The following is a 14393-nucleotide window of genomic DNA, read 5'->3' on the forward strand; positions in this document are numbered from 1 at the left end:
CATGTGGCCCTATCCACGCACCCTGGCGCACCGCGGCGGCGGCACCCTGGCGCCTGAAAACACCCTGGCCGGCCTGCGCTGCGGCCTGGCCTACGGCTACCGCGCCGTGGAATTCGACGTCATGCTGGCGTCCGACGGCGTGCCCGTCGTCGTGCATGACCCCGAGCTGGGCCGAACCGTGGCCGGCAGCGGCCATGTCAACGCCTACACGGCCGCGCAGCTGGCAGCGATGGAGGCGGGCGCCTGGTTCGGCCCCGCATTCGCGGGCGAGGGCGTGCCCAGCTTCGCGGCCGTGGTGGCGTATTGCAAGGCGCAGCGCATCTGGATGAATATCGAAATCAAGCCGGCACCCGGCTTCGACGTGCAGACCGGCACGGTGGTGGCGCGCGCCACGCGCGATTACTTTGCGCAGGAAATTGCCGCCGGCGAATTGCTGCCGCTGCTGTCGTCATTCAGCATCGCCGCCCTGCAGGCGGCACGCCAGGCGGCGCCGGAACTGGCGCGCGGCTGGCTGGTCGAACAGATACCGGATGGCTGGGCGCGGACGGCGAGGGAACTGGGCGTGGTGGCGCTTCATTGCGATCACCAGCAGCTGACGCGCGCGCTGGCGCTGGAAGTCAAAGGGGAGGGATTGGGACTGTTCTGCTACACCGTCAACACTCCGGAACGGGCCAGCGAGCTGCTGGCCTGGGGTGTGGACGGGTTTTGTACCGACAGGATCGATCTGATCAAGGCGTAGGTCGGATTAGCGTAGCGTAATCCGACTTCGTGGTGCCGTGGCAACGTCGGCTTACGCGCCACGCGCTAAGCCGACCTACGCTTCCATCCTTAGAACGTCACGCGCATGCCGACCGTCAAGTTACGCCCCGTCAACGGCGCCGCATTCTTGATGAACGAGGTGTGGCTGTACGCCAGTTCATTCGTCAGGTTGTTCGCCTTGATGTAGAACTGGGCTGGCGTCGTGCCGATGCGCGTGTCGTAGTTGGCGGACAGGTTGAGCATGTTGTAGCCGGGCGTTGCCGTCTCGAACGCTGCCACCTTGTCCTGCTTGCCCACACGGTAGAACTCGGCCACGCCGCTCCACGCCTGCCAGTTGGCGTCGAACTTCACGCCAACACGCTGGGCCGGGATGCGCGGCAAGTTATTGTTGCCATCCGCGCCACCGTCGGCCAGCTTGGCCCGCACGTAATCGCCGAAGACGCTGGCGCCGAACATGGGGTTCAATTGCTGGCGGATCTGCCCTTCCACGCCCGTAAACGTGGCGTCGCGCTGGGCGTACTGGATCAGCTGGAAGCCTTCGTGGTTGTCCAGGGTGGAGCCGAAGATGTAGTTGTCCACCTTGTTGCGATAGGCGCTGGCCGAGAAGGTCGTGGCGCCCGCGTATTTGCGCAGGGTCAAATCGATATTGTTCGACGTTTCCTTGCCCAGGTTTTGATTGCCCAGCTCGTACGTGGCCGTGGCCATGTGCACGCCGTGCGCATACAGTTCCTCGGCGCTGGGCAGGCGGTGCGTGCGCGAGATGGTCGAGCCGAGCGAATACTGGGGCGCGAATTTCCACACGGCGCCCAGCGACACGGACGTGCCCTTGGCGCTGCGGTCCTGCAAGGTGGCGCTGTCGACCGTGATGTCTTGCCATTCGTGGCGCAAGCCCGCTTCGAAGCGCCATTGGTCGAGCTTGTATTCCTCGACCAGGAAGGCCGCGTGTTTCTTGGTGACGGTGGGCGCCACGTAGGCTTCCTCGCCCAGGGCGGAGAAATCGCGCTTCGACGTTTGCAGGCCGACCACGCCGCGCCAGCCGAAGACGGGATGGTGTTCCATTTCCAGGCGCGCGTCATGGCCCTTGTTCTTGAAGGTGGTGGCGATTTCCGTGCCTTCGATTTCATCGTGCTTGTAGTCGGTGAACGCGGCGCGCAGGCGCAGCTTGGCGAAGCCGGGCACGGGATCGCGCAATTCGCCGCGCACGTCCCAGCGCTCGCTCTTGAGTTTCACGTAGGGAACGGCACCATGTTCGTGGTCATGGTCGTGTTCTTCCTCATCGCCGTGGCCGTGGCCTTCATGGCCGCCGCAATGCAGGTGCGTGCCGTGCGGGTGGCAGCTTTCGAATTCGTGGTTGTGGCCGGGCAAGCCGTATTCCGCGTGCTGGCTGGTGAAGGCCAGGCCCAGGAAGCCGCGCTGTCCCACCCACGACACGCCCACGCTGCCCGTGTCCGTCTTGTTGTAGCTGCCGGCCACCCTGGAGCCGCCTTCCCAGCCGCTGCCGACCTTGTATTCTTTCGCGTCGCGCTTGACGCCTTCCGCGTGGAAAGCGATGTTGCCGGAGCCGCCAGTCACTTCAAAGGCGCCCGCCTTGTCGCGCGCGGCCGAGTTGGCGCGCACTTCCGCGCTGCCTTCAAAGCCCTTGGCCGGCACGCGCGTGGGGATTTTCTTGTCGATCACATTGACGACGCCGCCGACGGCGCCGCCGCCATACGCCAGCGCGGACGGGCCGCGCAGCACTTCGATCTGTTCCGACAGCATGGGTTCGGCCGCCACCGCGTGGTCGGGGCTGATGGTCGACGCATCCTGCACCTCGGCGCCATCGGACAGCACCTTGACGCGCGGGCCATCCATGCCGCGGATGATGGGGCGGCTGGCGCCGGCGCCGAAATGGCTGGACGTGATGCCGGGCTGGCCGGCCAGGGTTTCGCCCAGGGTCGCCTCGCGGGCGCGCACCAGTTCCTCGCCTTCCAGCACGGTCACGGGCGTGCTCATGTCGTCGCTGCCCAGGGCCAGGGCGCTGGCCGAGACGGTGACGGCAGGCAAGGTGGTCGCCTGCTGCGCCAGGGCGCTGGCAGGGGCGGCAAAGGCCAGCATGATGGCCAGCGCGAGGGGAGTGGGTTGGTGAGGACGGACGGACATGGGCAAGAATTCCTTTATCGGCGATCGGTTTGACGGGTCAGGGCAGGCCATTGCCGGATGGGGTGGCTGCCAGAAGATGATAATGATAACCCATTATCATTACTGTGTGACAGTTTTTCCGGACGGTACATATAGACGGATGGTGTATTCTGTCGGCTATGGAACGCACAACACGTCAAAAAACCGCCATTCAAGCCGCCATCGAGTCGGCCCAGCGCCCCTTGTCGGCGCAGGAAATCCTCGAACAGGCCAGCTTGCAAGTGACGCAGCTGGGCATCGCCACCGTTTACCGCAACTTGAAGTCGCTGGTGCTGGAAGAAAAGGTGCACGTGGTGACCTTGCCGGGTGAAAACCCGCGCTATGAGTCGAACACGGCCGCCAATCACCACCACCACCATTTCCAGTGCACCACGTGCCAGCGCGTGTTCGACGTGCATGATTGCCCGGGCGACTTGAAGCGCATGGCGCCGCAAGGCTTTGTCGTCGAACGCCACGAACTGACCCTGTACGGCCGCTGCGCCGACTGCAATGCCGCCGCCGGGGCCACGGCCACAGCGGGGAGCGCCGTAGTTGCCACCACTGTGCACGCCTGCGCCAGCGGCCACGACCCGGCCTGAGCTGGCCGGCTGTCGATGTTGGCACGGGCGCAACAATGCCCTGCCCACCCGTCATTGCCGCACCCCATATCACGTATAATCTTCCCTTTAAAGCTGCCGCCACTCTTTGCCAAAAAAACATGAAATCAACTGAAATCCGCGACAAGTTCCTCAAATTTTTCGAGTCCAAGGGCCATTCCATCGTCCGTTCCAGCTCCCTGGTGCCAGGCAACGATCCGACCTTGCTGTTGACGAACAGCGGCATGGTGCAATTCAAGGATGTGTTTACGGGCACGGACAGCCGTCCGTACACGCGCGCCACCTCGGTGCAGCGCTGCGTGCGCGCCGGCGGCAAGCACAACGACCTGGAAAACGTCGGCTACACGGCGCGCCACCATACGTTCTTTGAAATGCTGGGCAACTTCAGCTTCGGCGACTATTTCAAGCGCGACGCGATTCAATACGCGTGGGAACTGCTGACCAAGGTGTATGGCTTGCCGGCTGATAAGCTGACCGTCACCGTGTACATCGAGGATGACGAAGCGTACGATATCTGGGCCAAGGAAATCGGCGTGCCCGTCGAGCGCATCATCCGCATCGGCGACAACAAGGGTTCGCGCTACGCGTCCGACAATTTCTGGCAGATGGCGGACACGGGCCCATGCGGTCCGTGCACGGAAATCTTCTACGACCACGGCGCCGATATTCCAGGTGGCCCGCCGGGCTCGCCTGACGAAGACGGCGACCGTTTCATTGAAATCTGGAATCTCGTGTTCATGCAATTCAACCGCGACGAAGCGGGCGTCATGCACAAGCTGCCGAAGCCATGCGTCGACACGGGCATGGGCATGGAGCGCCTGGCCGCCGTGCTGCAGCACGTGCATTCGAACTATGAAATCGACCTGTTCCAGCATTTGATCAAGGCTGCCGCGCGCGAAACGGGCGCCACGGACCTGGAAAACAAGTCGCTGCGCGTGATCGCCGACCACATCCGCGCCGCCGCCTTCATGATCGTCGACGGCATCATTCCAGGCAGCGAAGGCCGCGCGTATGTTCTGCGCCGCATCATCCGCCGCGCCCTGCGCCATGGCCACAAGCTGGGCCAGACTAAACCGTTCTTCTACAAGCTGGTGGCCGATCTGGCCATCGAGATGGGCGGCGCCTATCCAGAGCTGGAAGAAGCGAAAGACAACGTCGCCAACATGCTGAAAGCCGAGGAAGAGCGTTTCGGCGAAACCCTGGAAACGGGCATGAAAGTGCTGGAAGCGCAGCTGGCCAAGGATGGCACGGGCATCGACGGCGCCACCGCGTTTACTTTGTACGAAACCTACGGCTTCCCGCCAGACTTGACGGCCGACATCTGCCGCGAACGCGACATCACGTTCGACCAGGCCGGCTACGACGCGGCCCTGAAGGAAAGCCAGGAGCTGTCGCGCAAGGGCGGCAAGACGCACAAGGACAGCAAGGTCGAGTACACGGGCGAGAAAAACACCTTCGTCGGCTACGATCAATTGACGTTCAGCAGCAAGGTCGTGGCGCTGTACGCGGCCGGCACGCAGGTAGCTGAACTGAAAGCCGGTGAAGCGGGCATCGTCGTGCTCGACACCACGCCGTTCTACGCGGAATCGGGCGGCCAGGTGGGCGACCAGGGCGTGATCGCCTCGGGCGCGGGCACGTTTGCCGTCAGCGATACCTTGAAGATCCAGGCCGACGTGTTTGGCCACCATGGCGTGCTGGAGTCGGGCGTGCTGAAGGTGGGCGACGCCGTCTCGGCCGAAGTCGACACGGCCAAGCGCGCGCGCACCATCCGCAACCACTCGGCCACGCACTTGATGCACAAGGCCTTGCGCGAAGTGCTGGGCAGCCACGTGGCGCAAAAGGGTTCGCTGGTCGATCCCGATAAAACCCGTTTCGACTTCAGCCACAATGCGCCGATGACGGCCGAGCAAATCGCCGCGGTGGAAACCATCGTCAATAAAGAGATCCTGGAAAACCGCGCCACGCAAGCGCACCTGATGTCGTTTGACGATGCCGTCAAGCATGGCGCGATGGCCCTGTTCGGCGAAAAATACGGCGACGAAGTGCGCGTGCTCGACATCGGCAGCTCGAAAGAGCTGTGCGGCGGCGTCCACGTGCAGCGCACGGGTGACATCGGCCTGTTCAAGATCATCGGCGAAAGCGGCGTGGCCGCCGGCATCCGCCGCGTGGAAGCGGTGACGGGCGAGGGCGCGCTGGCGCTGGTGCAAACCATCAACCGCCGTCTGGTCGAAGCGGCCAACGCCCTGAAGGCGCAGCCGGAAGAGCTGACCGCCCGCATCGTCCAGGTGCAGGATCACGTGAAGGCGCTGGAGAAGGAACTGGCCGCGCTGAAATCGAAACTGGCCTCGGGCCAGGGCGATGAACTGGTCACGCAAGCCGTCGACGTCAACGGCATCAAGGTGCTGGCGGCCGTGCTGGATGGTGCCGACGTGGCCCGCTTGCGCGAAACCATGGACAAGCTGAAGGACAAGCTGAAGACGGCCGCCATCGTGCTGGCCAGCGTGGCTGACGGCAAGGTCAGCCTGATCGCCGGCGTGACGGCGGATGCGACTGGCAAGGTCAAAGCGGGTGAGCTGGTGAACTTCGTTGCACAGCAAGTGGGCGGAAAAGGCGGCGGACGCCCCGATATGGCGCAGGCGGGCGGCACTGATCCGAGCGGTCTGGCGAACGCCCTGGCTGGCGTGCCGGCCTGGGTCGGCGAACGCGCGAAATAAGGCGTAAGCTAGAGGACATGCGGGGTTTTCGCCCCACAGCCCCTTGAAAACGGCCCGCAGACGATGTTTGCGGGCCGTTTTGCCGTGTGGAATCTCGTTGTGACACCACAACAGCCGATGAACTATTTTGGTGCAGCGCGTCAATGCCCCTGATTTAGAGTAGTATGTCGAAAATCAGTACAACAAAAATGGCGGGATATTGATGATGAGCGACACACTACTTGATACCGAGATTATGGAATTTCACAAAGAACTCGACGCGCGGGGCTTGAATTGCCCCTTGCCGATTCTGAAGGCGAAAAAGGCTTTGTCAGAGCTGCAGAGCGGGGAAGTGCTGCGTATCATGGCAACCGATCCCGGTTCCGTGCGCGACTTCCAGGCTTTCGCCAAGCAAACGGGCAATGCCCTGCTGTCGCATGTGCAGACGGGTACCGAATTCGTCTTCCTGATGCAACGCAAATAATTCTGCCAGCCGGGGCCGCCGTGGAGCGGCCTGGTTTTCCTTTTCATGCCGGCTCTTTTGCTGCCCTGCAGCGTAGCGGCGGCCTCCCCTGAAATCCTCAAAGCTGGACAGTTTAGATGGATTGCTCTAACAAAAAATCGCACGATCGTGCTTAAATTCGGTTCAGGATTCAAATTTCTCTTATAATCGAACGCACAATCAGCACTTGATCCGTCATTTTTATAATTTCCCAAAGGCATAGCTATGAAAGTCTTGGTACCCGTCAAACGCGTGGTCGACTATAACGTCAAAGTCCGCGTCAAGAGTGACGGCACTGGCGTCGATACCGCCAACGTCAAAATGTCGATGAACCCTTTCGATGAGATCGCGCTGGAAGAAGCGATGCGCCTGAAAGAAGCTGGCAAGGTCACTGAAGTGGTCGCCATCTCCTGCGGCGTGACGCAGTGCCAGGAAACCCTGCGCACGGCCATGGCCATCGGCGCCGACCGCGGCATCCTGGTGGAAACGACGACCGAACTGGAACCGCTGGCCGTGGCCAAGCTGGTGAAGTCCCTGGCCGAGAAAGAGCAGCCGCAACTGATCATCCTGGGCAAGCAAGCCATCGATGATGACAGCAACCAGACCGGCCAGATGCTGGCAGCCCTGCTGGGTTGGCCGCAAGCCACGTTCGCTTCGAAAGTCGTGCTGGAAGACGGCAAAGTCACCGTCACCCGCGAAGTCGACGGCGGCCTGGAAACCCTGGCATTGACCTTGCCAGCGATCATCACCACCGACCTGCGTTTGAACGAGCCACGCTATGTGACCTTGCCGAACATCATGAAGGCCAAGAAAAAGCCGCTCGAGACCGTCAAGCCGGAAGACCTGGGCGTCGACGTCGCGCCACGCCTGAAGACCCTGAAAGTCGTCGAGCCAGCCAAGCGCTCGGCCGGCATCAAGGTCCCGGACGTCGCTACCCTGGTCGCCAAGCTGCGTACCGAAGCCAAAGTCATCTAAGCGGCTTTGCCGTCACTCCAGAACAATTACAGGACATATCATGGTCGCATTAGTTATTGCTGAACACGACAACGCTACCTTAAAGGGCAGCACCCACCACACCGTGACCGCGGCCGCCCAGTGCGGCGGCGACGTGCACGTGCTCGTCGCAGGTTCGAACGCATCGGCTGCCGCCGCTGCCGCCGCGCAAATCGCCGGCGTGACGAAAGTCATCGTGGCCGACGCGCCATACTTCGCCGACGGCCTGGCCGAAAACGTGGCCGAGCAAGTGCTGGCCATCGCCGGCAACTACAGCCACATCCTGGCGCCAGCCACCGCCTACGGCAAGAACATCCTGCCGCGCGTGGCCGCCAAGCTGGACGTGGCGCAAATCTCGGAAATCACCAAGGTCGATTCGCCAGACACCTTCGAGCGCCCGATCTACGCCGGTAACGCCATTGCCACCGTGCAATCTGGTGACAAGATCAAGGTCATCACCGTGCGCACCACCGGTTTCGACGCCGCTGCCGCCACCGGCGGTTCGGCTGCCACGGAAACCGTCGCCGCCGTTGCCGACGCCGGCAAATCGGCTTTCGTGGGCCGCGAACTGGCCAAGTCCGACCGTCCTGAACTGACCGCCGCGAAAATCATCGTGTCGGGCGGCCGTGGCATGGGTTCGGCCGAGAACTTCCACATCCTCGAGCCGCTGGCCGACAAGCTGGGCGCCGCCATGGGTGCCTCGCGCGCCGCCGTCGACGCCGGCTTCGTGCCGAACGACTGGCAAGTGGGTCAGACGGGCAAGATCGTCGCGCCATCGCTGTACATCGCCGTCGGTATCTCGGGCGCGATCCAGCATCTGGCAGGCATGAAAGACTCGAAGACCATCGTCGCCATCAACAAGGATCCGGAAGCGCCGATCTTTGCCGTGGCCGACTACGGCATCGTGGGCGATCTGTTCGAGATCGTGCCGCAACTGGTCAAAGAACTGGGTTAAGTCGCACCCCTTCCGGTTTTGTTACTGACAAAGCCACGCCGGCCCGCCCCACACGGCGAGCCGCGCGTGGCTTTTTTCTTGGAGAAAAGAAGATGAGCTATCAAGCCCCGCTGAAAGACATGTTGTTCGTGATGAACGAACTGGCCGGCCTGGCCGAAATCCATACCTTGCCTGGCTGCGAAGACGCCACGCCCGACACGGCTGAAGCCGTGCTGGAAGAGAACGCCAAGTTCTGCGGCGGCGTGGTGGCCCCCTTGAACGGCCCCAGCGACAAGGAGCCGAGCTTCTGGCACGATGGCCAGGTCACGACGTCAAAAGGCTTCAAGGACGCGTTCAAGGCGTATGGCGAAGCGGGCTGGCAGGGCGTGCAGCATCCGACGGAGTTCGGCGGCCAGGGCTTGCCCAAGCTGCTGGCCACGCCGTGCATTGAAATGCTCAACTCGGCCAGCATCTCGTTCGCCCTGGTCGCCCTGCTGTCGGATGGCGCCATCGAGGCGCTCTTGACTGCCGGCAGCGACGCACAGAAGGCCACGTATCTGGAAAACCTGGTCTCCGGCAAGTGGACGGGCACCATGAATCTGACGGAGCCGCAAGCCGGTTCCGACCTGGCGGCCGTGCGCACGCGCGCCGTGCCGCAGGATGACGGCACCTATAAAGTCTTCGGCACGAAGATTTTCATCACGTATGGCGAGCACGACATGGCGGAAAACATCGTCCACCTGGTGCTGGCCCGCACGCCGGACGCGCCCGCCGGCGTGAAAGGCATCTCGCTGTTCATCGTGCCGAAATTCCTCGTCAACGCCGACGGCAGCCTGGGCGCGCGCAACGACGCCCATTGCGTGTCGATCGAACACAAGCTGGGCATCAAGGCCAGCCCGACGGCTGTACTGCAGTTCGGCGACCACGGCGGCGCCATCGGCACCCTGGTGGGCGAGGAAAACCGCGGCCTCGAATACATGTTCATCATGATGAACGCGGCCCGCTTCGGCGTGGGCTTGCAAGGCATCGGCCTGGCCGAGCGCGCCTACCAGCAGGCCGTGGCGTTCGCCAAGGACCGCGTGCAGTCGCGCGACCTGACCGGTTCGCCTGGCCCGGTCTCCATCATCCACCACCCGGACGTGCGCCGCATGCTGATGTCGATGCGTTCGCAAACGGAGGCGGCGCGCGCGCTGGCCTACGTGGGCGCGGCCATCAGCGACGTGGCGCACCACCATTCGGATGCCGAGGTGCGCGCGGAAAGCCTGGCCACCTATGAATACCTGGTGCCCGTGATCAAGGGCTGGGCCACGGAAATGTCGCAGGACGTCACGCGCGACGGCGTGCAAGTGCATGGCGGCATGGGTTTCATCGAAGAGACGGGCGCCGCCCAGCATTACCGTGACGCCAAGATTCTCACCATTTACGAAGGCACGACGGCCATCCAGGCGAACGACCTCGTGGGCCGCAAGACGGTGCGCGACGGCGGCGCCGTGGCAAAAGCCATCATCGCCCAGGTGCGCGCCACGGAAGCCCAGCTGGGCGAACTGTCCGGCGCCGACTTCCAGGCCATGCAGCGCCACCTGGCCGAAGGCAGCGCCGCGCTGGAAGCGGTAGTTGAGTATGTGGTGGCGAACATGAAGACGGATATCAAGGCCGTCTTCGCGGGCAGCGTGCCCTACCTGAAACTGGCGGGCATCGTGCTGGGCGGCTGGCAAATGGCGCGCGCGGCCGTGGTGGCGCAGCAAAGGCTGGGAGAAGGCAGCGGCGACGCCTCGTTCTACAAGGCAAAAATCGCCACGGCGCGCTTCTTTGCCGACCACATCCTGTCGCAAGCACCGGGCTTGCGCGCCACCATCATCGACGGCAGCGCCGGCGTGATGGCCTTGTCGGAAGAGCAGTTTTAAGTTGAAAATTGGCCAGCGGAAGCTGGCTGAATGCAAAAAAGCGCTGGAGATCACTCTCCAGCGCTTTTTCTTTTTTAGCCCCAAAGCAAATTCTGGGGTCGTACCCTGAGGGTACGACCCCGGTCTTTCTTGGGTTGGGCTTATCTTCTGGCAATACCATTGCCGGAATTGCGTACCAGGTCCCCAGCGGCCAGGCCAGGATCCTGGTCAAACGCGAAATCGGCCTTGGCGCCCGTTTCGTATTGCACGGTGACGGTCCACACCTTGCTGTTTTTCATGTGGCCTTCGACTTGCTTGCCCGCGAAAGCGCCGCCGGCGGCGCCGGCCAGAGTGGCCAGGTCCTTGCCGCGTCCGCCGCCCACCTGGCGGCCCAGCAGGGCGCCGGCCACGCCGCCGCCGATCATGCCCAGGGCGCCGCCTTCGCCCGCTTTTTCAGTGACGTTGACTGCCAGCACCTTGCCGCAATCGGCGCAGATCTGGTGCTGCGGCTGCTTGGAAGGCTGGCTGGCGTAGGAGTTGCCGGCCTTTTGCGCGGCCTTGGCGTTGATGATGGCCTGGTCGTATTCACCCTTGGCGTCGCGCAGGCATTGCATGCGGGCTTTCGAGCTGGTTTCTTCTGCGCACAATTTCTTGTCGTCCGCATAGCGCGTGCTGGCTTGCTTCGTATCGTAGGCGTATTGCGCCTTCGGCGACAGGTTTTGCGCGAAGGCGGAGGTGCTGAACAGGGCCGTGATGGCGACTGCGAGGATGAGTGGGCGACGAATCATGATCTTCTCCTAGGGGGTGTTAAATGTGCCAGTAATGTCGGCATTGTGAATGCAGTATAGAGGAAAATCATGATTGCTTACCAACACTTACATGTGCGTGCGGCGGGCGCCATCGGATGGCATGCTCGCAAGGAAATCAACCGTAGGCGCCGCCCGTGTACAGCAAGTCGAACAGGCGCGCCATGGTGGCGATCAGCACGCCTGCGCCTAGCATCAAGGTAGCGACCAGCACCACGGCCAGGGGCCAGCCCGTGTCCGACAGGCGGCCGGAGGCGGCGTTGTAGCGCGCGTCCCACTTGTCGTCCGGCATCAGGCCCAGGACCAGCGCTTCCAGGAAGCCGACCAGGGCGGACACGGTCAGCGGCAATATCTGGTAAAACCAGTCGGCCTCGGGAAACAGCTGGCGCAGCAGCACGCTGGCGGGCAGGGCAGCCAGGTGTAGCCAGCCCCAGCGGTCCTTGGCGCCGTGCAGATAGAAGCGGTGCGCGCCCAGCATGCCCAGCAGAAAGGCCAGCAGTGTCGTGAAAGCCTTGTTCTTGTGCGACTGTTGCAAAATGGTAGCGGTGGTCATGGGACTCCAGAGTTGCTCATCGGTAAAGATTGTCAGTATCGGTCATTGCCTGCCGCAACGATAGCACTTTCCTGCGGCAGGCAGGCGATGCTGTCGCGCCTTATTCGTGGTCTGGCGTGGCATCGGCGGCACGATAGACGCACGCGCCTATTGCGTCTTCGGCCATGACTGGTCATAATGTTTGATTAGCCCAAATTACACGCCCGTCATCATAACGCTTGCTGCCTGGCGGTAAAGCGCGCTATAATTTGCGGCTTTTTCCGCCTCAGCACACTTTTTGGAAATATTATGGTCGTTATTCGTTTAGCTCGTGGAGGCGCCAAGAAGCGCCCGTTCTTCAACATCGTCGCTACTGATTCGCGCAATCGCCGCGATGGTCGCTTCATTGAGCGTATCGGTTTTTACAACCCGATGGCGCAAGGTGGCGAAGTTCCACTGCGTATCACCGCAGACCGTCTGGCCTACTGGCAAGGCGTTGGCGCACAATTGTCGCCAACCGTTGCTCGTCTGGTTGCCAGCAACGGCAAAGCAGCAGCTTAATTAGATCACTGGTTTGACGGTCAAGACTGCATCCGGGGTGAAAGTCCCCGATGACCTGGTACAGGTAGGCTATGTCTCCGGTGCCTATGGCATTGCTGGCGGAGTCAGGATCACTCCTTTCTCCGACGACGCGGATGCATTATTAAGCGTCAAAACCTGGTGGTTTGATAAACCGACCTTGCATGATGTTCAAGTCAGGCAAGCGAAGTTACACGGCGGCGACGTCGTGGCCCAGCTGGTGGGTGTGGTCGGGCGGGATGCCGCAGAAGCGCTGAAAGGCGTCTCTGTACAAATTCCGCGTAGCCATTTCCCGACGCTGACGGCCGATGAATTTTATTGGTCCGATCTGATCGGGCTGACAGTCGAGAATTTGCAAGGCGAGTGCCTCGGCACGGTGCACGACATGATGAGCAATGGTCCGCAGTCGATCTTGCGCGTTACGCCCGTCGCCACTGCCGATGAGACCGTTGAAAAGGCGCCTGAGCGCCTGATCCCGTTTGTTGGCCAGTTTGTCATTAACGTTGACAAGGCTGCCAACAAGATCACGGTCGACTGGGGCCTCGATTATTAAACCGCCTGCGCTTCACAATGCGCCGGGCAAACGTTGCAGGATGGTGAGCGATGCAATTTGATGTCGTGACCCTGTTCCCGGAAATGTTTGCCGCGCTGACGCAGTCGGGTGTGACCCGGCGTGCCTTCGAGCAGGGGAAATGTGGCTTGTCGCTGTGGAATCCCCGTGATTTCACCACCGACAATCACCGTACCGTGGATGACCGCCCGTATGGCGGCGGCCCCGGCATGGTGATGATGGCGCGTCCCCTCGAAGCGACAATTCATGCCGCGAAGCAACGCCAGCTTGACCTCGGTCTGGCGGCGCCCCGCGTGGTGTTCATGTCGCCGCAAGGCCGTCCGTTGACGCACGAGCGCGTCACGCAGCTGAAAGCCGAACCCGGTTTGGTGATCCTGTGCGGCCGCTACGAAGCCGTGGACCAGCGTTTGCTGGACCGTTGCGTCGACGAAGAAATCAGCGTCGGCGACTTCGTCCTGTCGGGCGGTGAGTTGCCTGCCATGGCGCTGATGGATGCGGTGATCCGCCTGTTGCCGGGTGTCTTGAACACCGAGGCATCGGCCATCGAGGATAGCTTCGTCAATGGCTTGCTCGATTCGCCGCACTACACACGGCCGGAAACATATGAAGGCATGGCCGTGCCGCCCGTCTTGATGGGTGGCAATCATGCCGAGATCGTCAAGTGGCGCCGCCAGCGCATGCTGGAAGCGACCGCGAACAAGCGTCCTGATTTATTGCTCAGTGCGCGCGCCGCCGGCTTGCTCAGCAAGGCCGACGAAAAATTCCTGGCCAGCCTGTAAGCCGTTTTCGGACGGCAAGCAGGGTGGCCTTGCAGTGCCGGGCATGTTGCCCAAATTGGTAATACCCATCCTCTACCGGGCGGATAGTACGCTATCCACAGTGCGCCGGCATGATGGTTTTCGGAGTTATAAAAATGGACTTGATTCAACAATTAGAGCAGGAAGAAATTGCTCGTCTGGGTAAAACCATTCCTGAATTCGCACCAGGCGATACCGTTATCGTCAGCGTCAACGTAGTCGAAGGTACGCGCAAGCGCGCCCAGGCTTACGAAGGCGTCGTTATCTCCCGTCGTAACCGTGGCCTGAACTCGAACTTCATCGTTCGCAAGATCTCGTCCGGCGAAGGCGTTGAGCGTACCTTCCAACTGTACTCGCCGCTGATCGCTTCGATCGAAGTGAAACGCCGTGGTGATGTTCGCCGCGCCAAGCTGTACTATCTGCGTGAGCGTTCGGGTAAATCGGCGCGTATCAAAGAAAAACTGCCAAATCGCCGCGTTGTGGCGAAAGCAAGCGCGTAATATCAGCGTCTGCGTTGGGAAAAGGGGTGCCTCTCGGCGCCCCTTTTTTATTCTGAATTGCTATTGAGGC

At 61.9% G+C, this 14393-nt stretch carries 14 protein-coding genes; 11 read left to right on the plus strand and 3 right to left on the minus strand.

Features of this window, described 5'->3' with window-relative positions:
- Position 1: 1 nt before the first annotated feature.
- The gene (gene ugpQ, locus GCN78_RS22630) at positions 2–739 is read left to right on the plus strand and encodes a glycerophosphodiester phosphodiesterase (RefSeq protein ID WP_152253709.1); all 738 of its coding nucleotides are present in this window, start codon (positions 2–4) and stop codon (positions 737–739) included.
- Between the two features lie 89 nt (positions 740–828).
- Here ugpQ and GCN78_RS22635 read toward each other — a convergent pair whose 3' ends face one another.
- On the minus strand, positions 829–2898 hold the full coding sequence (locus GCN78_RS22635; RefSeq protein WP_193316830.1) for a TonB-dependent receptor domain-containing protein: 2070 nt from the start codon (positions 2896–2898) through the stop codon (positions 829–831).
- A 158-nt stretch (positions 2899–3056) separates the two neighbouring features.
- Between GCN78_RS22635 and GCN78_RS22640 the strand changes: the two genes are divergently transcribed.
- The 6 genes from GCN78_RS22640 (at position 3057) to GCN78_RS22665 (ending at position 10559) form a co-directional block, all read left to right on the plus strand.
- Entirely contained in the window at positions 3057–3515 is a 459-nt protein-coding gene (locus GCN78_RS22640) for a Fur family transcriptional regulator (protein ID WP_152253710.1), read from the plus strand.
- A gap of 119 nt (positions 3516–3634) precedes the next feature.
- Entirely contained in the window at positions 3635–6247 is a 2613-nt protein-coding gene (gene alaS, locus GCN78_RS22645) for an alanine--tRNA ligase (RefSeq protein ID WP_152253711.1), read from the plus strand.
- A gap of 235 nt (positions 6248–6482) precedes the next feature.
- The gene (locus tag GCN78_RS22650) at positions 6483–6710 is read left to right on the plus strand and encodes a sulfurtransferase TusA family protein (protein WP_010395510.1); all 228 of its coding nucleotides are present in this window, start codon (positions 6483–6485) and stop codon (positions 6708–6710) included.
- Positions 6711–6953: 243 nt separating this feature from the next.
- Positions 6954–7703, plus strand: coding sequence for an electron transfer flavoprotein subunit beta/FixA family protein (locus tag GCN78_RS22655; protein WP_034759884.1), 750 nt, complete (start codon positions 6954–6956; stop codon positions 7701–7703).
- A gap of 40 nt (positions 7704–7743) precedes the next feature.
- Positions 7744–8676, plus strand: a complete 933-nt coding sequence (locus GCN78_RS22660; protein WP_034759881.1) for an electron transfer flavoprotein subunit alpha/FixB family protein — start codon at positions 7744–7746, stop codon at positions 8674–8676.
- 92 nt (positions 8677–8768) lie between these two features.
- On the plus strand, positions 8769–10559 hold the full coding sequence (locus GCN78_RS22665; RefSeq protein WP_152253712.1) for an acyl-CoA dehydrogenase: 1791 nt from the start codon (positions 8769–8771) through the stop codon (positions 10557–10559).
- Positions 10560–10699: 140 nt separating this feature from the next.
- On the opposite strand, the gene GCN78_RS22670 is transcribed toward GCN78_RS22665, so the two are convergent.
- Together GCN78_RS22670 and GCN78_RS22675 are read right to left on the minus strand one after the other, a co-directional pair.
- Positions 10700–11326, minus strand: coding sequence for a glycine zipper 2TM domain-containing protein (locus tag GCN78_RS22670; protein ID WP_152253713.1), 627 nt, complete (start codon positions 11324–11326; stop codon positions 10700–10702).
- Between the two features lie 136 nt (positions 11327–11462).
- Positions 11463–11897: an NINE protein gene (locus tag GCN78_RS22675; RefSeq protein WP_152253714.1), complete on the minus strand. Its 435-nt coding sequence runs from the start codon at positions 11895–11897 to the stop codon at positions 11463–11465.
- A gap of 288 nt (positions 11898–12185) precedes the next feature.
- Here GCN78_RS22675 and rpsP point away from each other — a divergent pair, with 288 nt between their 5' ends.
- The 4 genes from rpsP (at position 12186) to rplS (ending at position 14323) form a co-directional block, all read left to right on the plus strand.
- Positions 12186–12437, plus strand: coding sequence for a 30S ribosomal protein S16 (gene rpsP / locus GCN78_RS22680; RefSeq protein WP_076567307.1), 252 nt, complete (start codon positions 12186–12188; stop codon positions 12435–12437).
- 13 nt (positions 12438–12450) lie between these two features.
- Positions 12451–13008 (plus strand): ribosome maturation factor RimM, encoded by a 558-nt coding sequence (rimM, locus tag GCN78_RS22685; RefSeq protein ID WP_058051091.1) that lies wholly within the window; start codon positions 12451–12453, stop codon positions 13006–13008.
- Between the two features lie 50 nt (positions 13009–13058).
- Positions 13059–13805 (plus strand): tRNA (guanosine(37)-N1)-methyltransferase TrmD, encoded by a 747-nt coding sequence (gene trmD, locus GCN78_RS22690; RefSeq protein WP_152253715.1) that lies wholly within the window; start codon positions 13059–13061, stop codon positions 13803–13805.
- A 134-nt stretch (positions 13806–13939) separates the two neighbouring features.
- The gene (gene rplS, locus GCN78_RS22695) at positions 13940–14323 is read left to right on the plus strand and encodes a 50S ribosomal protein L19 (RefSeq protein WP_010395528.1); all 384 of its coding nucleotides are present in this window, start codon (positions 13940–13942) and stop codon (positions 14321–14323) included.
- The last annotated feature ends 70 nt before the right edge of the window (positions 14324–14393 follow it).

Origin of the sequence: Janthinobacterium rivuli (assembly GCF_009208735.1) — a bacterium.
GTDB lineage: Bacteria > Pseudomonadota > Gammaproteobacteria > Burkholderiales > Burkholderiaceae_D > Janthinobacterium.

What these genes read in the sequence shown, in the direction of transcription:
- ugpQ (WP_152253709.1), top strand. Translation starts at nt 2, where the DNA reads ATGTGGCCCTATCCACGCACCCTGGCGCACCGCGGCGGCGGCACCCTG.
- GCN78_RS22635 (WP_193316830.1), bottom strand. Translation starts at nt 2,898, where the DNA reads ATGTCCGTCCGTCCTCACCAACCCACTCCCCTCGCGCTGGCCATCATG.
- GCN78_RS22640 (WP_152253710.1), top strand. Translation starts at nt 3,057, where the DNA reads ATGGAACGCACAACACGTCAAAAAACCGCCATTCAAGCCGCCATCGAG.
- alaS (WP_152253711.1), top strand. Translation starts at nt 3,635, where the DNA reads ATGAAATCAACTGAAATCCGCGACAAGTTCCTCAAATTTTTCGAGTCC.
- GCN78_RS22650 (WP_010395510.1), top strand. Translation starts at nt 6,483, where the DNA reads ATGGAATTTCACAAAGAACTCGACGCGCGGGGCTTGAATTGCCCCTTG.
- GCN78_RS22655 (WP_034759884.1), top strand. Translation starts at nt 6,954, where the DNA reads ATGAAAGTCTTGGTACCCGTCAAACGCGTGGTCGACTATAACGTCAAA.
- GCN78_RS22660 (WP_034759881.1), top strand. Translation starts at nt 7,744, where the DNA reads ATGGTCGCATTAGTTATTGCTGAACACGACAACGCTACCTTAAAGGGC.
- GCN78_RS22665 (WP_152253712.1), top strand. Translation starts at nt 8,769, where the DNA reads ATGAGCTATCAAGCCCCGCTGAAAGACATGTTGTTCGTGATGAACGAA.
- GCN78_RS22670 (WP_152253713.1), bottom strand. Translation starts at nt 11,326, where the DNA reads ATGATTCGTCGCCCACTCATCCTCGCAGTCGCCATCACGGCCCTGTTC.
- GCN78_RS22675 (WP_152253714.1), bottom strand. Translation starts at nt 11,897, where the DNA reads ATGACCACCGCTACCATTTTGCAACAGTCGCACAAGAACAAGGCTTTC.
- rpsP (WP_076567307.1), top strand. Translation starts at nt 12,186, where the DNA reads ATGGTCGTTATTCGTTTAGCTCGTGGAGGCGCCAAGAAGCGCCCGTTC.
- trmD (WP_152253715.1), top strand. Translation starts at nt 13,059, where the DNA reads ATGCAATTTGATGTCGTGACCCTGTTCCCGGAAATGTTTGCCGCGCTG.
- rplS (WP_010395528.1), top strand. Translation starts at nt 13,940, where the DNA reads ATGGACTTGATTCAACAATTAGAGCAGGAAGAAATTGCTCGTCTGGGT.